Source organism: Psychrobacter sp. AOP5-GZ1-6 (genome assembly GCF_052376345.1).
Classification (GTDB): Bacteria; Pseudomonadota; Gammaproteobacteria; order Pseudomonadales; family Moraxellaceae; genus Psychrobacter.
Genome location: NZ_JBQSVP010000004.1, coordinates 38829 through 63974, shown reverse-complemented (window position 1 = coordinate 63974; position 25146 = coordinate 38829). Strand labels below are relative to the sequence as shown.

At 42.0% G+C, this 25146-nt stretch carries 19 protein-coding genes; 14 read left to right on the top strand and 5 right to left on the bottom strand.

What is annotated here, in order from left to right; translation table 11 throughout:
- Window positions 1-328: 328 nt before the first annotated feature.
- From ACT3RN_RS01465 to ACT3RN_RS01410, 12 genes are all read left to right on the top strand, one after another.
- Window positions 329-1828: a phospholipase A gene (locus ACT3RN_RS01465; protein ID WP_442439992.1), complete on the top strand. Its 1500-nt coding sequence runs from the start codon at window positions 329-331 to the stop codon at window positions 1826-1828.
- Between the two features lie 27 nt (window positions 1829-1855).
- Window positions 1856-2665, top strand: coding sequence for a ComF family protein (locus ACT3RN_RS01460; RefSeq protein WP_192991809.1), 810 nt, complete (start codon window positions 1856-1858; stop codon window positions 2663-2665).
- Between the two features lie 495 nt (window positions 2666-3160).
- A complete protein-coding gene (locus tag ACT3RN_RS01455; RefSeq protein WP_444518412.1) occupies window positions 3161-3667 on the top strand; it encodes a pilus assembly FimT family protein in 507 nt (168 codons plus the stop codon).
- Window positions 3667-4233 carry a type IV pilus modification protein PilV gene (pilV, locus tag ACT3RN_RS01450; RefSeq protein WP_444518411.1) on the top strand — a complete coding sequence of 189 codons (567 nt, stop codon included), beginning with the start codon at window positions 3667-3669 and terminating at the stop codon, window positions 4231-4233. Before ACT3RN_RS01455 ends, pilV begins: the two co-directional genes overlap by 1 nt.
- Window positions 4233-5219 carry a PilW family protein gene (locus ACT3RN_RS01445; RefSeq protein ID WP_444518410.1) on the top strand — a complete coding sequence of 329 codons (987 nt, stop codon included), beginning with the start codon at window positions 4233-4235 and terminating at the stop codon, window positions 5217-5219. Before pilV ends, ACT3RN_RS01445 begins: the two co-directional genes overlap by 1 nt.
- A 15-nt stretch (window positions 5220-5234) precedes the next feature.
- A complete protein-coding gene (locus tag ACT3RN_RS01440; protein WP_444518409.1) occupies window positions 5235-6095 on the top strand; it encodes a pilus assembly protein PilX in 861 nt (286 codons plus the stop codon).
- Between the two features lie 42 nt (window positions 6096-6137).
- Window positions 6138-10100, top strand: a complete 3963-nt coding sequence (locus ACT3RN_RS01435; RefSeq protein WP_444518408.1) for a pilus assembly protein PilY — start codon at window positions 6138-6140, stop codon at window positions 10098-10100.
- Between the two features lie 12 nt (window positions 10101-10112).
- A complete protein-coding gene (locus tag ACT3RN_RS01430) occupies window positions 10113-10664 on the top strand; it encodes a type IV pilin protein (protein WP_444518407.1) in 552 nt (183 codons plus the stop codon).
- Entirely contained in the window at window positions 10664-11149 is a 486-nt protein-coding gene (locus ACT3RN_RS01425) for a type IV pilin protein (RefSeq protein WP_444518406.1), read from the top strand. Before ACT3RN_RS01430 ends, ACT3RN_RS01425 begins: the two co-directional genes overlap by 1 nt.
- Before the next feature lie 323 nt (window positions 11150-11472).
- Window positions 11473-11982, top strand: a complete 510-nt coding sequence (locus tag ACT3RN_RS01420) for a pilin (RefSeq protein WP_444518405.1) — start codon at window positions 11473-11475, stop codon at window positions 11980-11982.
- A gap of 108 nt (window positions 11983-12090) precedes the next feature.
- Window positions 12091-13290, top strand: coding sequence for a serine hydrolase domain-containing protein (locus ACT3RN_RS01415; protein WP_444518404.1), 1200 nt, complete (start codon window positions 12091-12093; stop codon window positions 13288-13290).
- 82 nt (window positions 13291-13372) lie between these two features.
- Window positions 13373-13858 (top strand): pilin, encoded by a 486-nt coding sequence (locus tag ACT3RN_RS01410; protein WP_444518403.1) that lies wholly within the window; start codon window positions 13373-13375, stop codon window positions 13856-13858.
- Window positions 13859-13967: 109 nt separating this feature from the next.
- Here ACT3RN_RS01410 and fdxA read toward each other — a convergent pair whose 3' ends face one another.
- Window positions 13968-14291 carry a ferredoxin FdxA gene (fdxA, locus tag ACT3RN_RS01405; RefSeq protein ID WP_010195798.1) on the bottom strand — a complete coding sequence of 108 codons (324 nt, stop codon included), beginning with the start codon at window positions 14289-14291 and terminating at the stop codon, window positions 13968-13970.
- A 206-nt stretch (window positions 14292-14497) separates the two neighbouring features.
- The gene (mutS, locus tag ACT3RN_RS01400) at window positions 14498-17599 is read right to left on the bottom strand and encodes a DNA mismatch repair protein MutS (protein ID WP_444518402.1); all 3102 of its coding nucleotides are present in this window, start codon (window positions 17597-17599) and stop codon (window positions 14498-14500) included.
- A gap of 454 nt (window positions 17600-18053) precedes the next feature.
- On the opposite strand from mutS, the gene secA reads away from it, so the two are divergent.
- Window positions 18054-20849, top strand: a complete 2796-nt coding sequence (gene secA, locus ACT3RN_RS01395; protein ID WP_444518401.1) for a preprotein translocase subunit SecA — start codon at window positions 18054-18056, stop codon at window positions 20847-20849.
- Between the two features lie 328 nt (window positions 20850-21177).
- Window positions 21178-21462, top strand: a complete 285-nt coding sequence (locus ACT3RN_RS01390) for a hypothetical protein (protein WP_442072926.1) — start codon at window positions 21178-21180, stop codon at window positions 21460-21462.
- 171 nt (window positions 21463-21633) lie between these two features.
- On the opposite strand, the gene ACT3RN_RS01385 is transcribed toward ACT3RN_RS01390, so the two are convergent.
- From ACT3RN_RS01385 to ACT3RN_RS01375, 3 genes are all read right to left on the bottom strand, one after another.
- Window positions 21634-22221, bottom strand: a complete 588-nt coding sequence (locus ACT3RN_RS01385; RefSeq protein WP_444518400.1) for a YsnF/AvaK domain-containing protein — start codon at window positions 22219-22221, stop codon at window positions 21634-21636.
- A gap of 413 nt (window positions 22222-22634) precedes the next feature.
- Window positions 22635-23483, bottom strand: a complete 849-nt coding sequence (locus ACT3RN_RS01380) for a DUF2382 domain-containing protein (RefSeq protein WP_444518399.1) — start codon at window positions 23481-23483, stop codon at window positions 22635-22637.
- A gap of 398 nt (window positions 23484-23881) precedes the next feature.
- Window positions 23882-25063 carry a thiolase family protein gene (locus tag ACT3RN_RS01375; RefSeq protein ID WP_192991856.1) on the bottom strand — a complete coding sequence of 394 codons (1182 nt, stop codon included), beginning with the start codon at window positions 25061-25063 and terminating at the stop codon, window positions 23882-23884.
- Between the last annotated feature and the right edge of the window lie 83 nt (window positions 25064-25146).

Genomic DNA, 25146 nt, shown 5'->3' with positions numbered 1-25146 from the left:
GCCAACGTACTATGGTGACAGTACGTTGGCTTTTTTATTATCTCAAGATATATCTATTATTTTAGTATTAAGCTTTTGGTTTAAAATGGTTTATTTACAGTGATATTTGTATTGTGCAGCGATAACGCTAGTATAGTGCTTATATTTTCATTACAATAAAGCAACAATGCTAAAAAAACATTACCAATGGTAATTGCTGACTTTTATGTTCGAATGTCATTGGTTTTAGTTTGCTTCTTATTTTATTTTAGCAATGATGCTAATGATCAAGTTTATTACTTTATATACTTGCTGACGCTATGAATTATCAGTGAGCTAAAGGATGTTTATGTTTTCCCATATTATTGCACAGCGACCGTCTAAGTCTTTTATTAAAGCGAGAAAAAATATCTTCCTTCAAACAAAAAAACATCATTTAACCATGGCTGTTGGCATAGCATTGACCTGCTTTACGGCACAAGTACAGGCTGCTAATGAAGAGCAGGCTTACAGTGAGTTACCATCAGTACCAGAGACCGCATTGGAATCGGTAGAATATCAAGATTATGAGATACCACAAGATGTTGGCGGGCAGTCGGTAGATGTTGATAAAGCGGATCAGACTCGCAAAGTAGTCAGTAAAGAGTTTATTGCTGCGCAGGCGAAGTTGTTTTTTGAGTGTAGCCAAGTACAGAATAGTGCTGCACGTTTGGCTTGTTTTGACAAAGTTGCTGAGCAAGGTAAGACGCCAAGTTACACAACGACTAAACAGCCGCTAGATCTAGCAAAAACCTTTAAAAGCACGATCTCAGGTAATCCACAAGTAGTGTTGGCCGAGTCTGAGAGCGCTATGAGTGGGACAACGGTTGAAGATGCCGAGACAGTTCTAGTGAGTAACCAGCGATATGCGTCAAGTAAGTTAGATGCAAACAGTAGCGTAGATGTAAGCAGCAGCCTAGAGGCAAACGGCGAAGCTCAAACTGAGGCACAGATTTTAGAAAATGTCGGAGTCACTCAAACAGATATTGAAAAATACTCGCCACTTAGTCTTGCTTACGATTTAGATCAAAATAGTGAGCGTGGTACATGGACCATTAGACCACATAATCCCAACTACCTTTTGCCCGTGTTTTATACTGTTGATCCTAACTTGAGTCCAAGCACACCATCACAAGATACAGAAGTTTTCACCCCTAATGATAGACGTGAAACCGAGTTGAAATTTCAGCTATCTTTAAAAACCAAAGTAGCTGAAGATTTGTTCGATAGTAATGCTGATTTATGGTTTGGTTATACGCAAGAATCACATTGGCAGGTCTATAACGAAGACAACTCAAGACCATTCCGTGCGACGGATTATCAGCCTGAAATATTCTTGACGCAACCTGTGGCTGCTAACTTACCATTTGGTGGACGTTTACGCATGTTAGGTGCAGGCGCAGTGCATCAGTCAAATGGACAGGATGATCCGTTGTCACGCTCATGGAATCGTATTTACTTAATGGCTGGTGCTGAATGGGGCAATTTTTCGATTATACCCCGCTTATGGGCTCGAGTAGATGATGATAGCGGTCAAGATGACAACCCTGACATCGAAGACTATATGGGCTATGGTGATCTCAAGTTCTTGTATGATATGCCAAAACAACAGAGTATCAGCGGTACATTGCGTTATAACCCAGATAGTAATAAAGGCGCTGCACAAATTGACTACGTCTATCCACTAAGCAAAAACGTCAATGGTTATGTACAGTTGTTCCACGGCTATGGTGAATCTCTTATCGATTACAATGATGAGGCTACCGCTATTGGTATTGGAATCATACTTAATGATTGGAAAGGATTCTGATAGCAGTATGAGTATCAACGGTCACTTATGCGGCGATTAGCACCTTATCAAACTGGCTTATGGCTGGCAGAGTATGTTGATATACACTGCCAGTTATGTCGTATTTATCGCAGCACACCACAGTCTCAGCTATCATCAGGCAAACCATCATTAAATACCACTGGCTCATCAAGCGACCACTCCCTCTCTAGCAGGCTATATCATCAGTTTCATCACCATTTAAATAAAGGATTGCTATGTGCGTACTGCCATCATAGTGTCGCATGGTTGCCGGAGCCTTTTGATGTTGATATTGCTGTTGGTAGTTCACTAACTATCCAAGCCGCTACTTATTATGACTATCCAATGCGTGAAGCTATCAGGGCCTTTAAACATCATGAAGATATGACCAAGTTCCCCTTGCTACTGCATGCAATACGCCAGTTGCCACGGCCACATGGCTGTCATCATGACAATAGCGTGATTGTCGCCATGCCAACGACCAATCAGCGACTGGCCAAGCGCGGCTTCGATCCTGTCGGTATTTTATCAGCGCAACTGTCCAAGCATTGGCGGATACCCTTATGGCAAGGGGTTCAGCGCATTGACGATACCGTCAGTCAACAAGGACTGACACGTGCAGAGCGTTTGAGTAACTTAGACAATGCCTTTGCATTAACCAAAACCCCACCCGTCAGACGCTTACTGCTATTTGATGATGTTGCGACCACAGGTGCTAGTTTGCAGGCATTAGGGCGTACTCTATCAAGAGCATTCACAGACACTACTCTGAATAGTCCACTGCATGATAGGTACCATCTTTCTGCTTATGCTGTGGCACATGGCAATCAATCCTAGGATTTATTTTTAATCCAGTTAGTAGTCATTTCAAGGGCTAAATTTTGCTCAATATCTTAACTTAGCTGCATAGCTTTTCTGATTTGGTGATAGATATCACTATTTTTAAGGTAAAGATAGTTGCGAATAGCTGCTTTTCGCAACTTGAAATATACTAATATGTTGCTAATATGTTTCCTTAACGCTATATTGTTAAAATTGTATATATGAATTTGTTAGTTGTTCAGAAATTATGTGTTCAACATTGAATAGAACCAACCAACAAAATGACGAGTCTTAGATAACTTGTGCTATTGACGTAGCTGTGTTTATTTCTTTATCGGACAGCAGTTAATAATTATGGAATAAAAATTGCAGGGTTTACTGCATAATTATACGTTCACAGATGTAAAGAAGTGCAGAAAAAACGATATAAAAATATGGGTTATTGGTTAACTTTCTCTAGCTCAACATCGTTATCAGATAGACAATTACCGTTATAAATAGGGATTTGATGTGACCGCATCTACGAACAATCTATTGCCCAAACTACGAATGAATAGCTCAGGATTTACCTTGATTGAGTTGATGGTGACAATTGCTGTGCTTGCTATTATTGTTAGTATTGCGGCACCTAGTATGAATACTCAGTTTGCTAACCAGCGGGTGAAGTCGACGACGGCTACTATTGCTAACGCGTTGAAAGAAGCAAAAGTTGAAAGTATTATCCGCCGTCAAAATATAACGGTTATATATGATGAAACTAGCACTCCTCAGACGATTACATTGCAAGCTGATAACGTTAATATATCTAGCTATGATATCAGTGACAGAAGTATTGTTACTCAAACGATTACACCATCTACTGTAGCCAATATTGTCTTTAAACCAAACAAGACAATAGACGATGGGGCGACAGTACTTTATACAATCTGTGATAGCGGCTCTGATAATGAAACACCTAGACAAGTGGAACTCACTACAATCGCTAATGTTAATACTACAAATGCTGGGGGCTGTTAATGAAGATTGAAAGCACACAAGCAGGTGTGGGATTGATAGAAGTGATGGTGTCGTTATTATTACTGGCGGTGGCCGTCTTGGGGTTTAGCGCCATGCAAATGTCAGCGGTAAAAGCAACAGACGAAAGCCTGATGCGTACTCGCGCTTTGACTATTATGAGAGGTGGTGCTGAAACAATGCGAACTAACCCAAGTGGTATCAGTGCTTTTAAAGCAGCAATAAACAGTACTTCGGATACGATAAATATTGACGGTGCTGGAATAACAAGAGATAGCTGTATCACAAATACAGATACTGCGCCGACAGTAGCAGATAGTTGTACTATTGATCAACTTGCGACACGTGATGGGCTATTAATAAAGTCGTATGCAGGTGAAAATGATATTAATATTGGTATGGTTCCAGGTGGCTGTCCAGATACATCAGGTAATCAAGAACGTCAGTGTTTTGTGGCTAGCTGGGGAGATACAACAGTTACGTTAGATAATACGGCAGCAAATGCATGTGCTAATGCAGATGGTACTTATAAAAATGGAGCTGAGTGCTTTATTATGGAGGCTTACTGATGATATCTCATCATAACCGTAACTATAGCCATTATAATCAGGCTGGTTTTACCTTAATAGAGCTAATGATCTCATTAGTACTTGGATTAATAGTATCTGCTGCTGTCATTCAAGTTTATTTGATCAATGTAAAGACCAGTAGTATTCAAGCGAGTGGAAGTGAGCTACAAGATGCTAGCGTTTTTGGCCTACAGCAGTTAGAACAACATATGCGCCTAGCGAATCTAGGAAATCCTTCTACTGAAATTGATGACACTACAGTAAATGGCGGTGTTGTATTAACCGGTGCTAATCTTGGTATCACAACAGGACCTTATGGTGATACTGGTTATTTGACTAGACGAGCTGGTGATAGCACTAGTGGCACTAATGGTTGGACAGGTATATCAAATACGATTGTAGGCAGTGATCAACTGACCATTCAATATACCAACATTACGGATGATACTTTGAGTGACTGTGAAGGGTCGGATGTTGCTGTTAATGATATTGTAGTAGAGCGTTATTTTTTGCGTCAAGCAACCGGTGATAGCGGCACAGGCGTTATTAGAAACTTAGTTTTAGCTTGTGATGCAGGACGTGTTACTCAGTCTGGTGGTATAGATGACTCGATGGGAAGCACGGATCCACGACAGTTTGGACAAGCAGGTCAAGAGTTTATCGTTAATGTTGACCAGTTCAAAGTCTTATTAGGCACTCAAGAAGTTAGTGGTGCTAATGTAGGACAAGTGATGTATTTGCCAAGTAGTGCCTACCTAGATATGAGCGATAAACCAGCAATAACAGCTCTGAAGATAGGTGTGATTGTACATGGAAGCACTGCTGTACTCGGTAGTACTGACCAAGATGAATTCACTTTGTTAGGTCAAGAAAATAAGCTAAAGACAGATGCTAATCGTACGCGACAGGTGCGTTCGACTTATGAGGCTACGACATTACTGCGCAATGCCCGTGTAGTAAGTGTTAGTACTAGCTTATCCCCCTGAGTAGAGAGATTAAAGATGATTTATTATCGCTATCCATCAAGTTTGAAAGCAAAAAATGTCACTATTAACTTGACATATCGTAGTAGTGAGCAAGGTGCAACGCTGGTGGTGGTCCTGTTGTTTCTGGTTCTTATAATGTTGGCAGGAGCCATAGCTGTTAGGCAGAGTAATACAGATCTTAAGATTGCAACTAGCGATCAGATTAATACTGTTTTATTACAATCATCTGATAGTGCTAATCAAAAGCTAGAAGCAATGGTTAATGGCAGTACAACATCGACTAATTATCAATCTGTCACCAGTGTGTCAGGCGTATTTGGTCACTTCCTACTGAATGAAGAGAATGCAACAAACGAATTTATCTATTGCTTTAATCCACGTACGAAAGAATATCTAACGGCAAATGCGACAGTATTGAAAGCGACCGGTGGTTATTGGAGTGGTCTCAATAATGGTATATGTGATTACACCAGTGCAGATGGTTATACTAGCGCAAGACAAACTGTGATGACGCAAGTCAGTGTAACTACCACTCCTACTGCTGCTGATGCAGAATCATTTGCACATATGGTTCTTGGTAAAGAAGTGGAAGATAAAACAAGTAAGAAGTATCAGTTTGATATTCGTGCTACCTCGGCTTTGCCATCTTATAGTGAACCTAAAGATACAGATGGTGCTTGTTTTGCAAAAACAAGTATCAGCGCTAACGTAGCATCAGGAAAAAACTCATTGAACGACTGTCTACTAGAGGCTACTACACCGAGTAAAATGCTATATGAGCAAGCAGATGTTGAAAACGTCTCTTCTTCTACAGTGTGTATTCCATTTGGCACAGGTTCTCTGGATCCACAGTGTGTACTCTCAGCGACACCATAACGCGATCAATCATTGGCTCTATCTCATATAAGGACAAAAGTCATGAAACGACTTGACAACGCACCGACATCATCTAAAAAACTTGAGTTACCTTTAAAGTATTTAGTCGTCGTTATGGCATCGATGATGGTGATACCTGTATCACAGGCCGATGTCGCTGGTAAGCAAATTGGAGACTTAGAGATTTATAAAGCTGCTGAAGGTGGCAAGACTACCATCACTATGATGCTCGATACTTCGGGTAGTATGGGTGCAAACGTCACTAAAGAAGCCTGTGACCTACCTTCGGGTATATCTTACAATCAAGTTGGAGTTGGTACTCAAAAATCTATTACCACGCCTAGTTATACTAGACGATATTGTGAGCTAAATAGTAGTAAACGATACTTTTATCGCCAAGATAGAGACTACAGCAACGTATGGTACCGTTGTGGTAGTAGTAATGGTTCTGGTACTACAGATTATGGTTTTAGCGACTGTGGTACAAGAATATATGATATCCCTTCAGTTGAAAACTATAGCTATGTAACCTCTAGTAGTAACAACAGATATTTCTATACATCAACAAAATATGACGATCGCTTGACTCGCCTTAAAGATGCTATTTTCGCCTTAATGGATAATAGCCAGCTAGATCCAAAAAAGGTATCTATCGGAATTGGCCAATACTCTACACAGAGTGATAAATATAACGATGCTAAAACTGCTGATGGTAAGAGTGGAAAAATACTGGTGCCTGCTGCATTAGTAGATAGTACGCAACGCGCAGCAATTAAAAACGCTGTAAGAGTTTTGACTGCCTATAATGGTACCCCTTCAGCGAATGCTTATGCAGAAGTTGGCGCTTATATGTTAGGTACCAATACTCCCACTAGTTCTACTTATAGCGGTTTTAATGACTCTGTTACTTCTTCTAAAAGTGGTGGTAATTATATCAGTCCGTTGACATCTCCTTCTTCTTGCGACGGACGTGGTATATATTTCTTAACGGATGGTGAGCCCAATACTGCCCCTGATCCTGTTCCTTTAATGAAAGCTGCTTTAGGAACTAAAGGCAATGCTTTTGATGTAACAGCATCTAATAGCTTGCCACAAGGTACTAGTATAGGAAGATATGGATATTATAACTACTACGATAGTGGTACACCTGCAGTGGGCGCATTTGCAAAAGCTTTACGTGATCCAACAAAAAATCCACTAGGTACTGACAGGGAAATCTTTACAGCAGTTGTGGGTTTTGGTTCAGTGTTTGATGTAGATAAAGTAGCAGATGCAAGAAAACCTCTAGCTCAGAGAGTTATTCGTAGATTACCTTATACCAATCCGAAAACTGGTGTGACAGCAGATCGCGATTTTTATAACTGTGAAAATATCACAGGTATAGATGCAAAAAATGCTTGTAATTGGGGAGAAAAAGCTCATGAGGACTTACCAGGAGTAGGGGGGTTTGGAGAAGGCGGTTTCTATTCAGCACAATCTACAGAAGATATTGTTAAAAGTATTGTCACCTTCGTTGCTGATTTAAATCAAACTTTACCTTCGGTACCTTCAGGTACGATTGTTATTCCTGATGACCCATATCGTGCTGATAGTCAGCTCGCTGTTGCTTATTATCCGACATTACAACCTAAAGTAGCGGAAAACGCAGTTATTTGGGAAGGTAATTTAAAAAAATACACCTTAAATGAGGGTACCTTATTTGGGAAAGGTGGCTCTAAGCTATTTAAGAGTATCGCCGGCGACTTAGATCCTGCAACGCAAGATCTTTGGTCTGATAAAAACTACGCTGGTGCAAATGATAAGGTAGAAAGTGGTGGGTTTTTTGCGCAATTAAAGACACCAGCGACAGGGGTTGCCTCTGTTAGAACACTGTATGTAGAGGATTGGGATAACGCTACCAACAAAAAACCTGTATTGAGAAAAGTAGGCGTAAATGCTTCGGGCAAAGTCGTGGTAGATGGTGCCGTACTGACCAACAATACATTTAAAGATACAGCTACCTATAACGAAGTGACATTAAGAAAGATATTGAATTTCTTAGGGTTTACCTCTCTTCCAAGCACTGCCACAGCGGTAAAAGACATGACGCTTAGTAGTGCCAATGCGCCTGAAGCAATCAGGGTGCTGGGTGCAACGGTGCACTCCACGCCAGCCGCAGTTTCGTATTCAGCCAACTTAGATATCACCACAGGTAGAGTGACTGGTACACGTGATGATTATGTGTTATTTGGTTCATCCGAAGGTGGTTTGCACTTAGTGGACGCCGATAATTATGGAGTGGGTGATGGCGGTGCAGAAAAATTCGTGATCATTCCAAAAGAGATGCTCATGGATAGTAGCAAGTCTGACGCGCTGATCAAAGGTGCAACGAAACCTGAAATAGGTGCGCCCAACTTTGGTGTAGATGCCCCGTGGCTAGTCACGGCCGACTACAGATATGATCTGAGCAACGGACAAGTAAATGTCGAAACAGGAAGCGGCAAAGGTGTATTCGCATACGGTGGTCTACGTATGGGCGGTAAGGCTTTATACGGTTTAGACCTAGCCGATAATGAAAGCCCTAGTATGATGTTTGCGATTACACCAGATACTTCAGGCTTTAGCCGTATGGGGCAAATATGGTCAAAACCTACTAAGGCCAAAATAAAAACCAGTATCACCGATACAGGTACCGATGTATTGGTATTTGGCGGTGGCTACGATATGTGCTACGAGTACGAAGGCTTCCAAGTGGGCGTGACTGATAGCGAATTGGGTAGTAGTTGCTCGGGCAAGAGCAATGCCGAAGGCAATGCCGTCTATATTATCAATGCCAAAACAGGCGCTTTGATATGGTCGGCGTCTGCTGAAGGCTCGCCGACTAAGACGGTCGATAGTATGACCAATAGTATTGTCGCTGGTGTCACTACCTTAGACCGTGATAATGACGGCTTTATGGATCATATCTACTTTGCCGATCTGGGTGGTCAGCTGTTCCGTGCTGACTTTACCAATGCAGGTTTTGTGAAGCCAGTGGCATCCGGCACTGCTTCACCAGAAACTTCTTTTAGTAACACCAGAGTCACACGCGTACTCAAACCTGCCTATTCAGGCAGTAACAAAAAATACAATCACCGTTTCTACGAGCGGCCAGTTGTCAGTTTTTATCGTAACGATTTAACCAACTCATTATTTGCACTCGTAAATGTCATCTCAGGGGATCGTAGCTCGCCGCTATCAAAAATACGAGACAATGATAAGGCTGACAGATTATATGGCATTATCGATAGTGATATTACCAAGGCAGACCATGTGTTTTATGCGAGCAACTTTACCACTGCAGGGACCACAAATGGTCAAGAAATCGTAGAGCTTGAAGCCAACAGTACGGATCTCGCCGAGCTGCCATCAAGTATTGGTAACTTGACGGGAGCTGGATACACCTTGGCACAAAAAAACGCCGTGATAAATACCTTAAGACAAGGAAGGAAAAACGGTTGGTATTATCCATTAACGCGCTTTGACGGCTATGGCAATGTCAGATATACCAAAGGTGTTGGCAAATCTGAAGTAGTAGACAGTTATTTGTATACAACGGTCTACAACCCAGATATGAGCTATAATGCCGTGGACTCTTGTTCTGCCAAAGTGACAGGCGGCTCAGAGAGACAGCTCTACTGCTTACCTTATGGTATCTGTACCGATGAAGCCTCCAAGAACGGGACTGCAGGTTATGTACAGGCAGGTAAGGGCATTCAAGAACTCACGCTTGGACCACGCAGCTCAACCCTCTCAAATCAGCGACTGCTGATCGGCACGCGAACATTGGCTGAACGCGCCAATGACCGAGTCGATTTTGGTTCTGATAGCGGTAAAGGTCTATTTAATGCGCTCACAAACCCCAAAGGGTTAAACCAAGGGAACTTAAGCGCGAATGATAGCATCATAGGCAACGGCACGGCGCCTGAGTTGATATTTAACGAGCGTTATACGCTGCAGCCAAAAGTATGGTATGAAGTAGACTGATAAGGTGGTCGCATGGGCATGAAAACCTCAAAACAACACTCAGGCTTTACGCTGATTGAGCTAATGATAGTTATTATGATCGTGGCGGTATTGGCAGCGATTGCGGTTCCTTCTTATCGTCAGTATGTAGTTCGAAACGCTGAAGCACAAGCGCAAGCAAGCATGCAGCAGCTACAGATAGAGCTGAACCGCTGGCGCGCTACTGCGCTTACGTATAAGGGTTTTCAGCCAAGAAAACTAGCGAATGATGGGTCAGTAAGCCATGGCTATGATGATACAGCTACTAATACAATAATATATGTCCCAGCAGGTAGTGATGATACAAACTATGATTATCAGATTACCCTTGTAGATGGCAGTACAGGCAATAGCTTGACACCTGCAAGTACTGCTTACTCAACTGCTGGTAACTCATGGCGTATGTTGGCGGAACCAAATGAAGCGTTTGAAAATTCAGATGCCAGTATTCTTATGACTACAAGTACAGGTGTGCAGTGCAAAAGCACTGATAGAACGATTACAAGCGCTTCGACTGACTGTGGTACTGGCGAGGAGAGTTGGTAATGTCAGGCCTTAATAAAATGTCTAAATACTCGTCAATCCGGCAGCAGGGCTTTACGTTGATCGAGCTAATGATCGTCGTCGCTATCATCGGTGTGCTCGCGGCTATCGCTTATCCCAGCTATCAGCGCTATGTCATCAAGACCAAACGGGTCGATATGATGACAGAGATGCAAAATATCGCCTCAGAGATTGAGAGTCGCAAGCTGGCACAGGGTAGCTACCGTGCTATCAGTGCGCAGATCAAAGCAGACTTTGCGACCGCCTATCCTCAGCAAGGGACAGCGCTATACGATGTCAGTATCGAGCCAACTACCCTGACGCCTCCTGACAACACCTTGACCAATAAATGGGTAATCACGGCAACGCCGAAGTCTGGTACGCAAATGGCAAGTGATGGCGTCTTGAGCCTTAATTATCAAAACATTAAATGCCGTACTATCGGTACTGAAAAAAAATGCGGCACTGGTAGCGAATGGAATGACTAAAAAATAGTCTGACAACTGACAATTATTGTCAGTTATCGTGAGCCAGAGTAGCTGCCATTGACATAAACTGACACTTTTAGGTATGCTTAGCGTAACAATTAGTGTCAGTAGATAGCAGTATGGTAAGTATCTACATCAAAGTATCGATAAATAGCGATAACAATCGAGCACTTAGCACATATACCTACTATGACTAATGATATTGGCACGCTATATGCATCTACTAGGGCACGAAAGACCAATACACTATATCCAATACATTATATAACGAGAGATAGCGCGAGCAAATATCCGTTATCTTTATCCCCTCTAAAGGAGTTCTTATGAACACTGCACAAAAAGGTTTTACCTTAATCGAGCTAATGATCGTTGTTGCGATCATCGGTATCCTAGCGGCCATCGCTATTCCTCAGTATCAGAACTATATCGCTAAGTCACAAGTTAGTCGTGTTATGGGCGAAGTTGGATCTATGAAAACTGCTACTGAAACATGTCTAAATGACGGCAAAGCAGCAGATGAATGCGATTTTGGTTGGACTAATAGTAACTTATTAGGTGCAACTACTAAAAAATTACAAGATACAGGTCTGGTTGCAACTTTTGAAGATACAGGAGCTGCCACTCTTGTTGCTACTTTCAGTGGCAATGCAGCGGCAACGCTTACCCAAGATGGCCAGAACAAATTGCAATGGGCACGTAGTGTAGATGGTACTTGGACGTGTAGTACAAACACACTCGCGAAATATCGTCCATCTGGATGTGATGCTAGTTTAGGTACAGTAGAAGAGTCATCTGAAGACGATGCGACCGATGATTCAGGTGAAGATGCATAAGAAATAGTATTTTTTAAATTGTTACAAAAAGAGACTTCTATAGTCTCTTTTTTATTTATACATAATATAATTTACATATGACGAGCAGAACAACTAAAGAAATAATCTATGTTCCAAAATATTAGTAAACGTGACCTTATAACAGTAACAGTAATAATAGTTTTTATATCTATTTTTAGTTACTATTATGTTAACTCTCAAGCACGCAACTTATTTTGGTTAAAAACTTATCCGATACGTGCTGAATTATCTGTTCGACAAACCAGTTGTAGTGAGGATAGCCCTTCATGGCTAGCAAATGTTTTAGAGTATCAAACTCGCTACAATAGCGCTCCAGCCAACCAAATTGCTTATATAAATCCGAAAGGAATCTTGTACTATTGCTATAATGGTTATATTGGACAATACCCTATTTTATCTGCTCCTATTACTGAGAAAACGCGCTTTCGTTATGCTAGTGTTACTAAATTATGGACAGCGGATATGATTTTATCACTTATTAAGCAGAAAAAATTATCCCTTGATACTAAGCTTTCAGGTGTTTTGCCTGAAATTGATATTCCAAAAGATTTACGCATTAATGACATCACTATTGAACAGCTGTTATCACACAGTGCAGGATTCGATCGCTATAGTATCTTTGGACAGGATATGTTTGGTATTGGCAAGAATATTTGTCCCAATCATTTAGAGGGTTTGAATGATATTGAGCTTGGCTTTGAGCCAGGTAGCAAAACTAGCTATTCTAATTTAGGGTATTGTCTATTAGGTGAAGTGGTTAGTAAACTGAACGGAAATAAGACCTACAAAGATATCATTGCGCAACAGTATAATTTTTCGGATACTAATTTACGCTTTGTATCGAACGCCACGATGGATGATGAAGTAATTTACAATTATGTGGAAACAGGTCTAACAGGTATTGCTGATATTTATACCGCGTTTGACTATGATGGACTTGCTTCTGCTGCTGGATTATCAGGTAATGCAATAGATTTAGCTTATCAAGTACGTATTATGTCTGCTAAGCCGAAGCCAAACATACTAACAGATAATGCTAAAGTAGAATGTGATACTACGAAAATAGAAGAATGTTATGGCTATGCAATGTTAACTTATCAGCCAAATCCGAAATCTATTGCCGTACATTATAGAGATGGTAGTCTATTAGGATTGTCATCATTGATTGCTATAGACGAGAGGGGTGGAGTCGTAGCATTACTCAGTAATGGAACGCCAGATAATGGCAAAGTAGGTAATGATAAGGTGAAGATAATGATATACGATCAGTTAGCAAAAAATCAGTGAGTTAGCGATAGTTCGAATGGTTATGTTTATAATGGCATAAATTATACTTGTTACAGGTATAGCATTTCAAAATGAGCTTAAGATGACTACGTATCGCTTTCAGATTGGCTTTGCTCTTATTGAGTTAATGATAGTTGTGACCATCATTGGAGTGTTAGCAACGATTGCGATACCACAGTATCAGATTCATGTTGGTAAAACGCAAGTAATGAGAGTAATAAATGAGGTAGGGCAACTGCGGTTATCGTTAGAAGAGTGCTTGCAAACAGGTAGAACTGTTATCGGGTTAGGTACAGAGGATTGTGATCCGAGAGCGTCAGCTTCTAATTTAGTAGTAGGTGGCTCACAAGTGGGCCTAGTCTTACCTAATAATACAGGTGTGGCACAGATGACAAGCCCGCTGACTCTGACTACTAGTATCACTGCGATCGTATCCAATCAAGTTAACCCAAAATTGACCGGTAAAAAAATAGAATGGTTGCGTACTAGTAGCGGATCGTGGAGCTGTAGTAGTAACATAGAAGCAATATATCTACCCAATTCTTGTAGTCACAATGCTAACCTATAGTTTGTTTGGTTAGTCTGATATCGATCTTCTAAGCAAAAAAACCACCCAACAGCATATTGCTATTAGGTGGTTTTTATTTTTACAATATCTTGGCACTTCGAGAAGGATACTACTTCTCTAAATACTGAATCTTACCTTCCACACCATCCCACTTTTCAGCTTCTGGCATTTGCCCTTTCATCTCAGTAATGTTCGGCCATTTTTGCGCCAGCTCTTCATTTAGTTGGGTAAACATTTCTTGGTCTTTCGGTACTTCATCTTCTGAGAAAATCGCATTGGCAGGACATTCAGGCTCGCATAGCGCGCAGTCGATGCACTCATCAGGATCGATGACTAGGAAATTTGGGCCTTCATAAAAGCAGTCCACAGGACAGACTTCTACACAGTCGGTGTATTTGCAAAGAATGCAGTTATCTGTAACGACAAAGGTCATAGTGATGTCTACCTGTTATTGGATTGGCTGATATAGTCAATCTCTTTCAAAAGAGTTATTGTGTCAACCTTGCTTGAAGTATGATTTATACCTCTGCGCTCAGCTGCAGTGTAATTCTTTTAAATTAAATCAACTATAAGGGCTACATAGAATAGTTGGAAAATAAAGCGTATTTTAGCGCCTTTACTACGCTTTGACAATTCCCTTTAATGACTAATGATTTTCTTCAGATGATAAAGTAAATCATGCGCTTGCTTAGGTGTTAAGCTATCAGGATCAATCATGCTTAGCTCATCTTTTAGGCTAAATAACTGATTTTGTTTCGGATTGTCTAATGTGTCCGATATCTGAGCGGTATGACTTACTTCTTGATTGAGAGTAGGATCATTATAACTCTCTTCCCGTTTATCCTTTACTGACTTAGCTAATTCATTTTTATCATCAACAGTTTTTGCTTTATCTACGGTTAAATGGTCTAACTGTAAGTTGTCTGCTAAATAGCGCTTAGCATCCTCTAGCACTTGGGTGGGAATACCAGCCATCTTTGCGACATGCAGCCCAAAGCTAGAACTCGCTGCACCGTCTTTAATTTGGTGCAATAGCAATAATTGACCATCAACCTCACTGGCTGCTACATGGACATTACGGATATTAGCATGATGCTTGCCAATATCATTCGTTAATTGTGTCAGTTCAAAATAGTGAGTGGCAAATAATGTCAGGCAGCCAATCTCGACTAGGCGATTGACACAGGCATGGGCAATGGCAAGGCCATCGGTGGTAGCAGTACCGCGACCGACTTCGTCCATTAATACCAGTGATTTATTCGTTGCTTGATTTAAGATATTGGCCGTCTCAATCATTTCCACCATAAAGGTCGATTTGCCACCAGCCAAGTCATCAGCTGAACCAATACGCGTAAAAATGCGACCGATATCACCAATATGAGCACTAGTTGCTGGCACAAAGCTGCCGCAATGCGCGAGCAGTACAATCAGCGCGGTCTGGCGCATATAGGTAGACTTACCACCCATATTAGGGCCGGTAATCAGAAGCAGTCTTTCAGGATGTTCATCACCACCTAATGCACAGTCATTGGCGACAAAGTGGTTTGTACTTAATAAATTACTATTCCTATTGTTCGCATTTGTTTGATTTAATGCTGCTTCAACCACAACATGACGACCTTGACGAATATCAATGTTGGTTTGATTTTTGGTTACTGTTTTGCTTTGGTCTTCCGTATGTAAGCCCATGATTGGACGCTGCCAGTTATACATCATGGCAAGTTGGGCCCAATTGCTTACCACATCTAGTTGTGCGATAGCAGCGCTAAGCTGTTGTAGATCAGCCAAATGTTGGTTTAATTGATTTAGCAGCTCTTGATACAGCTGCTTTTCACGAGCTAACGCTAAGGACTGGGCACTTAGATATTCTGTCTCGACTTCCTTTAGCTCATCAGTGATAAAGCGCTCACTACTTTTGAGCGTTTGCCGACGGATAAAGTGGGCAGGGGCATTCTTCGCCTGCATTTTGGGCAGTTCGAAATAGAAGCCGCTAACTTTATTAAAGCCAACTTTTAGACTCGGTAATTGATTGTCTTGACGGGCACGCTCGACCATCTCGTCTAGCGTCGATTGAATATTGTCATGCAAATGAGTAAGGCGATCAAACTCTTCATCAAAGCCCGCTGCTATCATTCCTCCATCGCGGATATGCGCAGGCGGTTCAATGACAATAGCGCGTTCGATTAATTCGGCGACGGATTGAACAGCAGGTAGTTGATCTGGCAATTGCTGCATCAACATTGGTAATAGGCCAGCGTCTTCATGACTGATACCCGATGCTGTCAATAGAGTAGTAAGCTGAGCACCACTAGCGATACCATCGGCGAGCTTGCGTAAGTCACGAGGTTTGGCACTCATTAGCCCGATTCGACTGCTGATTCGTTCAATATCGCCAATAGTATTCAGCGTTTCTCGTAAACGTGTAACCAGTAAGCTCTCTTTTATATCTTGGTTTGATTCAATTGAGTCATTCTCTGGGCTTAGCAAACAAGTTATCGCATCTAGACGCATATTGATACGTGAATGTTGACGCAGTGGACGCTTCATTTGCTGCACAATTAGGCGTTTACCCATCGGAGTCTGACAGTGATTCAGCACAGATATCAAAGAAGTGCCATTGCTACTAACAGGGGTAAATAGCTCGAGGTTTTGTTGGCTGTTAGCATCGATAATTAGGTAGTCATCGCTGTACTCGACGATGAGTTGGTTCACTTGTGGCACGTGGCGTTGCTGCGTTTGACGCGCATAGTGGATAAGCGCAGCGCAGCTGGTTTGCGCAAGTGGAGCCTCAGCAATGCCCAACCCATCGAGACGCTGAACCTCGAACTGCTGACAAAGCGTGTCACTAGCATGCTCACGATGAAAGTCATTGGCAGCGACTTCTATAATAGGGCAGTCCAGATTTTGTCGTAACCACAGTAGCCACTCTGAATCATTGCTTCCAATGCTGCCACCAATACTATCGCTGAGTGCTTCACTAATGATGCACTCACTAGGCGCAAAACGTGCTAATACAGTCAGCATTTGAGTTTGCAGACCATCTATATCGTTTTTATCTGCTATCAATGTCTGGGTAGTCAGTGTACCCGCAGCCAAATCCATCTGGCTAACGGCTGCTTGTAACGTCTGGCTATTGTCTTGCGTTTTCATAGTCGCAATATCGATGGCAACCACAGTCGGCGTATGATTAGGGGCAATCAATGCGTCATCAGTAATAGTACCTGCGGTAAGCGTTTTAACTACTTCACGGCGCATGATGCTACCAGCGGCAGATTTGCTTTTATCTTTCTTTTGCTTGTCGCCCATCGCAGGGACATTGGACTTATTATCAGCGTTACCAGTTGTCGATTCGTCAATTTGTTCGCATACGACTACTGTCTGCCCAGCAGCGATCAAGCGTGCCATATAGCTATCGGCTGCATGAAACGGTACGCCCGCCATGGCTATCGTGTTGCCTGCTTTATCCGTACCACGGCGCGTCAATGTGATATCTAATATTTGCGCCGCTCGCTTAGCATCGTCAAAGAACAGCTCATAGAAGTCACCCATCCGGTACAAGAGCAATGCTTGTGGATAGTTGGCTTTCATGGTTAGATATTGCACCATCATCGGCGTATGGTCTGCTAGGTTATAGACGGCATCGCCTATACTTAAGCAGTCAGAGCTCTCTTTTTTTGATAAGGGTTTTTCTGATGAATTAGGATTTGACGATTGATTTTGTCCAGATGGCTTTACGGTCATGCAGAGTCTCTTATAGTGCTTTAATAGGTTGTAATGAGTATTTTGTGATAAGGGTGCTAAAGGGTCATTTGTCTTATGTATGAGTTTGATATATAGCTTTGGCTTTATCAATAAGCCAGTTACTTATAGATAAATGGCATATCGATAAATTATGAGCCAAGACGCAGTGGTAGCAAGCGTATAAAAATAAAAATGTGAAAAATAATAAAGTCGCTGAAAAAGCTAAGAAATTTAAGAAGGTATTCGCTATTTTAACACGTCCTACTAGGTTTTTACTGCGGCAAATATCTACTCGCTGCCCTTGTATCCATCAGCGTCATAACCATATATAATGACGGCACACTTAATTGGGCGATACTAAATTAGGTAGTACTTAGTCGGGTGATGACAAGGCAGAGAGCTAAGCTTTGGCTAATGCGCACTAATTATCGAATATTCCATAGGTCAAAAAATTATGTTATCAAAGATTATAGGCAGTGTGGTTGGCACCAAAAATGACCGCGAATTAAAACGCATGCGTAAAGTGGTCAGCAAGATCAACGCACGAGAGGCTGAAATACAAGCCCTGTCTGATGAGCAACTACAACAAAAAACTGAAGAATTCAAAGCTAGACATCAAAAAGGCGAAAGCTTAGATGCATTATTGCCAGAAGCATTTGCTGTCTGCCGCGAAGCATCATTACGTGTCAACGGTATGCGTCACTATGACGTGCAGCTGATCGGTGGTATCACCTTGCACGAAGGTAAAATCGCTGAGATGAAAACTGGTGAAGGTAAAACCCTAATGGGAACCTTGGCCATGTACCTAAATGCGATCAGCGGTAAAGGGGTTCATCTGGTCACGGTCAACGATTATTTGGCTGCGCGTGATGCTGAGCTAAACCGTCCGTTGTTTGGGTTTTTAGGTATGACTGTTGGCGTGATTTACTCACAGCAGCCGCCACAAGAAAAAATCGAAGCTTATCAAGCCGACATTACCTATGGTACCAATAACGAATACGGCTTCGATTATCTGCGCGATAACATGGTCTTTAGCCTTGCTGAGAAAAAACAGCGCCCGTTAAACTTTTGTATTATCGATGAAATTGACTCCATCTTGATTGATGAGGCTCGTACGCCGCTTATTATTTCGGGTCAAGCTGAAGATTCATCACGCATGTACGCGTTGATTAATACGATTATTCCTGTGTTGATTCGTTCAAAAGACGAAGAAGCAAACAAGAATAACGAAGAAGAAGACTTCTGGATTGATGAAAAGAATCGCCAGATTGAGATCAGCGAAAAAGGCTATGAAAAAATCGAGCGCTTCTTAATCGAAGTAGGCGAGCTTGGTGAGAACGAAAGTTTATATAGCCCAAGTCGTTTGCCACTTTTGGCTCACGTTCAAGCTGCCATTCGTGCGCATCACGTATTTGTCAAAAACGTTCACTATATCGTCGATGAAGGCGAAGTGGTCATCGTTGATGAAAATACAGGCCGTACCATGCCTGGTCGTCGTTGGTCAGAAGGCTTGCATCAAGCAGTAGAAGCGAAAGAAAACGTTGAGATCCAAGCAGAAAACCAAACGCTTGCCACAACGACCTTCCAGAATTACTTCCGTCTATATGACAAGTTATCTGGTATGACGGGTACCGCTGATACCGAAGCGGCAGAATTCAAATCTACTTACGATCTAGATGTCATCGTGATTCCAACGCATGAGCCAATTGCTCGTATCGATATGGATGACCAGATTTTCTTAACCAAGTTAGGCAAATATAAAGGCATCATTCGCGAAATTAAAGAAATTCAAGCCAAAGGCGCGCCAGTACTGGTTGGTACAGCGACGATTGAGGCCAGTGAAGAGTTGTCTTACTTGCTCGACCAAGAAGGCGTTAAGCATAACGTTCTAAACGCCAAGCAGCATGAGCGTGAAGCAGAAATTATTGCACAGGCAGGCAGTCCAAAGTCAGTCACGATCGCCACCAACATGGCGGGCCGTGGTACGGATATTATCCTTGGTGGTAACTGGCAGTCGTTTATCGAAGATATCGATGCGGTGAGTCCAGAGGAGATGCAGCGTTTAAAGTCTCAATGGCAAGTCAAACATGACCAAGTCGTAGCAGCTGGTGGTTTACATATCATTGGCTCTGAGCGCCATGAGTCACGCCGTATCGATAACCAGCTACGTGGTCGTGCTGGTCGTCAAGGTGACCCTGGTATGTCACGCTTTTTCCTATCGCTCGAAGATGATCTGATGCGTATCTTCGCAGGCGATCGTGTGGTCAATATGATGCGTGCGATGGGTCTCAAAGAAGATGAAGCCATCGAACATAAAATGGTCTCTAAATCGATCGAAAATGCGCAAGGCAAAGTTGAGAGTCGCGATTTTGATGCCCGTAAAAACCTATTGAAATACGATGATGTTGCCAATGAGCAGCGTAAAGTTATCTATGGTCAGCGTGATGATTTATTAGCAGAGATGGACTTATTAGAAGCCATCGAAGTGATGCATCATGAAGTGTATAACGCGATGATAAATCAGTTTATTCCGCCTGGCTCTATTGATGATCAGTGGAATATTGACGGCTTAGAAGATGAGTTAGAAGACGAGTTCAAAATTTCAATGCCGATTAACGATTGGTTGGATGAGGATCGTCGTCTGGATGAAGAAGGGCTGCGTGAGAAAATCGTTCAAACGGCGATAGATCGTTATCACAGTCGCCGTGAGCAGATGGGTGAAAAAGACGCCGCTCAGCTTGAGCGTCACTTTATGTTACAGAGCCTAGACAAGCACTGGAAAGAGCACTTAACGCAGATGGATCAGCTACGTAAAGGGATTCATTTACGTGGTTATGCACAGAAAAACCCTGAGCAAGAATACAAGCGTGAGTCGTTTGAATTGTTCCAAATGATGCTTGGTGCGATTAAGTCTGAGACCGTACAAGACTTGTCACGTGTTCATATCCCAACCAAAGAAGAGCTAGAAGCGTTAGAAGCCCAGCAGCGTGAGAATGCGGCTCATATGCAAATGCAGTTTGAGCATGATAACGTGGATAACTTAGATAGCAGTGCAAGCCCAGCCGCTCAGCCGCAACCGCAAAACCGTAATGGCAGTGGTGCAGCTGCGGCTGCTGTCGGTGCCGCTACGGCAGGTAATACAGGCGGTGCCAATGAGCCAAATCCATATGCTGGTATGAATATTAGCCGTAATGCCCCTTGTCCTTGTGGCTCAGGTCTCAAGTACAAGCAGTGTCATGGTAAAATTTAGCTCTAATAAGTAGGTGTGGACGCTAGGTACTGAATCGTTAGTAAAGATATATTAGCAATACTATAGGAAAAGCCCTTATCTAAAGTGGATAGGGGTTTTTTGGTATTTATTAAGACACGCCCTAATACTCTCAGATATAGTCGCTGAACTACTAAGTCACTACGGCGTTATCCTTCTTAGATGTACTACTTGTACAATCTACAGTTGGCTGCCTTATACTCATTTTAGAGTTCTTTGACTATATGCTGTATTGATTTCTTACAAATTCAGCGTAGGCGTGTATTTATTGACAGGCTATAGTATTTAACAGATTTATTTGGAGAGTGTTATGAGTTTAGAGTTAGCAAAAGGGTTACGTCGTTCAATGGCGTTGACGGCACTGCTTGCTGGTGTGTTGTCTATCAGCGCCTGTCAGCAACAGTCAGAGACAGAGGGTGATATAGAAGACGATATTAATACTGAAGAAACAGTACCAATGTCTGCTGAACCTGCTGAACCGACTGAAGTGATCATTGATACTACAGATACATCGGTCGATGAAGTAGAAGGTGATGCGGCTATCTCGATGGATAGTGCTGCTGAAGATAGCGATGCTGATGAGGACACACCCTAAAACATTCACTATGGTCTAAGCAATAAAAAAAAGCAACGTTATCGTTGCTTTTTTTATTACCAACTTTTGGCTTACTTATGCGTATTATACCAATCCCAAAAAATACGATTAGCAGTGTCAAACTTGCTTAGTCTACAGTGAATAGTACTTGCACTCGTTTTCCTTGCTACTCTAATTTTTGTGCATGGTATTACTATCCTCATGATCTAAAAACCCTTCTTCTCGTACATCCAATTCTTCATGTTTCAGCGCTACTTGAATGGTATCGGTATGAGTATGCGTGGTTTTACTGATATCTATTTCTTGGACAGTATAGGTTTCCTTCATAATGGTAGCTACTTGGCGAGACAAGACCATTTCGATAGGGTCATCACCGATTTGTATTTGCTTACCATTAATGGTGATAACGGCTTTACTGTCCAATGATGGTTCAACATGACGCAATATATCCTGTTTGTCATAATCACCAGACAATAGGTCCTGACTTTCTGCATCATTGAACTCAGTGCGAATGGTAAGGTATTCTTCTACTAGCTCGATGGGTACATCAACGGTTCTAGTGCGCGCATGCTTAGTGACCGTGACTTTTCCGACATCCAAGCGTTCTTTGTTAATGACTGGACGTTCTTCTAGCAATTCTAAATAACCAGTTTTTTTTTCATCACTGATGTCTTTCTTGTCAGTTTGTTGATCAGGTGGTAAAACTTGATTTTTGTCTGATCTGTCTAGGCGCTTGTCTTTATTGTTATTAGTGGTCATCATCGTTTCCTTATAATTGAGCAATATTTATAGTTATACAGGAATGGAGGGCGAGTATTGAAAAATTTGGTTCATTTAACGTTATTATTTTTTGCGGGCGTTTTATCAGCAATGTTTAACATGGCTTAGATAGTCAAACCCATATAAATCTGCTACATCGTCATCCTCGCTGACCATACTAATGTATAGCTTGCACTCGGTTTTTTTTTGTATCGAAATTATTTGGACTCAACTATATGAATGAGTAAAAGCTGAGCAAAAAAAAGACCAGAGTTATACCCTGATCTTAATTTTCTAAGCGAAAATCTAAATAGAAAAACCTAAATAGCTAAACTTAGCTACTTGTGACTGTTATCTTTATCTAGATTTCATTTAGTTGTAATGACAGTCAAATAATGTGGTGGTGTAGTGTATTACAGATCACGTGCGCGGCGTACGTCTTCTGCAGTGATTCCCTCGCGATCTATGACATTGCCTTCACGGTCGACCACATTTCCGTCACGATCAACGTCTAACTCTTCACGCTGAATGGTTTCAACGATAGTTTCGGTATGACGGTCGGTTGTTTTACCAACATTGACCTCTTCTGACACATAGGTATCTTTACCAACGCGTGCACGTTCCGCTTGTAACTCGACTTCAACTGTTTCATCACCATTTACATCACCGATACGGCGGTCTGTCGGACGGTCGACATTGGTACGTTGAATATTGGCATGCTCTTCTTCTAGCTCGACATCGACATTACGCTCTTCAGTGACCACATGCTTACCGACTTTAACTAAGCCAGCGACGATACGGTCTTTATTGACAGTTAGACGCTCTTCTAGTAACTCTAGGGTATTTGGTGCTTCATAGGCATGATCAGCGATTTCCATGCGCTCTGCAGCAGGAACACTATCAGCGACAAAGGCTTGGCGATCTTTTTGATGTTGATCTTTATAACTATACTGATAGTCATGATCATATACTTCCATAGCTTCTACTTGAGCTTTGGTTAAGCTATCAAAGAATACATCATCACCAACGATACGAGCGAGACCTGCTGGTACTAGTACTTCTTTTGAGCTGAACCAGCCACCTGCATCGACAATGAGATAACGGATACGGCCAGTGGTATCTTCTACCAACGCACCTTCAATTTTACCGACTTTGTCTTCATTGACACCATATGCAGTTTTGCCTGTTGGATCATAATAGTCGTCACCAATAAGGTCATGGTGAGTTGCTTGGATATCTTTTAAACGGATTAGTTGGCTCATTGTTGTCTTCCTTTTTTATGAGTTAATTATTTTATGGGATAATTATTAATAGTTATTTGAATAATAGTACATCTTCAAGAAAAATATTTTTATAATCAATTACTTAATAAGTCATAAGAAAACTCTATATCGACTTGTAATAATCCTAACATCAGGATTTCTGATGAGATATATGAGCAAGGTAGCAAAGTGTGCACTTGAAGTAATTGCGTGTAATAGGCTGTAAATGGCATAACATAGGTGGGGGTATACATTAACGTGTTTTTACAGAGAGTAATGTTTTGAGGGTATTGAGAGTAGATAGACATAAAAAACCCGCAGTGTTTGATACACTGCGGGTTTTTGAATGTTAAGAATTTTCTAATGCTCAAAGCAATTCTATATTTAACAAATCCGCCTTAAGCCAGTTCTATGGCAACTGCCACTGCTTCACCGCCACCGATACATAAGGTGGCAACGCCTTTTTTACCGCCAGTGCGTTTTAGAGAGTTAATCAGCGTGACTAAAATACGAGCACCAGAACAGCCTACTGGATGACCCAGTGCACAAGCACCACCTTCTACGTTGACTTTGGCATGGTCAATTTTTAGCTCGTCCATCGCAGCCATGGTAACCATCGCAAAAGCTTCGTTGATTTCCCATAGGTCGACATCGGCCACCGACCAACCAGCACTAGCCAGTACTTTTTCAATCGCACCGATTGGTGCAATGGTAAATTCGCTTGGATGACGAGAGTTGGATGCTGTAGCGATGATACGTGCTTGGTAATCCAAACCTTCAGCTTGCGCTTGCGATTCTTTCATGACGACCACGGCGGCAGCACCATCAGATATCGAGCTAGCGTTTGCCGCAGTGATGGTACCATCTTTGGCAAATGCTGGGCGTAAGGTAGGAATACGATCGGCATTGGCAAGAGGTGGTTGCTCATCAGTATCAATCGTTTGCTCACCTTTACGAGTTTTAAAGGTAACCGCTTCGATTTCATCTGCAAAGTGACCATCTTTGATAGCTGTTAGTGCACGATTGAGAGATTCGATAGCAAACTCATCCATTTGCTCGCGCGTATAGCCTTTTTCATTCGCCATTTCTTGAGCGAAACTACCCATCAGCTTGCCAGTTTCAGCATCTTCTAAACCATCCAAGAACATATGGTCTTTGACCTCTTTATGTCCCATACGATAGCCGCCACGTGAGCCTGGCAGGATATAGGGTGCGTTGGTCATTGATTCCATACCACCTGCAACCGCGACATTGAAGCTACCTGCTTTGATACCGTCATGTGCTTGCATGACTGCTTTTAGGCCTGAGCCACACAGTTTGTTAATAGTGAGAGCACCAGTTGCATCAGACAAACCTGCTTTACGCATTGCTTGACGGGCAGGACCTTGACCCAGACCTGCAGTCAAGATACAGCCCATGATAACTTCATCAATGTTATCACTACTAACACCTGAGCGCTCGACCGCAGCTTTAATGGCAGCGGCTCCAAGATCTGTCGCACTCATATCTTTTAAGGCACCTTGGAAGCCGCCCATTGGAGTACGTGCGCCGTTTAAAATTACAATTGCATCATTTGACATTTTTATTATTCCCTTTTACGTATTTTAAATGAGAGTATTTTACGCTGAGTAAAATCAAACATTTATTCATTATCAAACGCAGA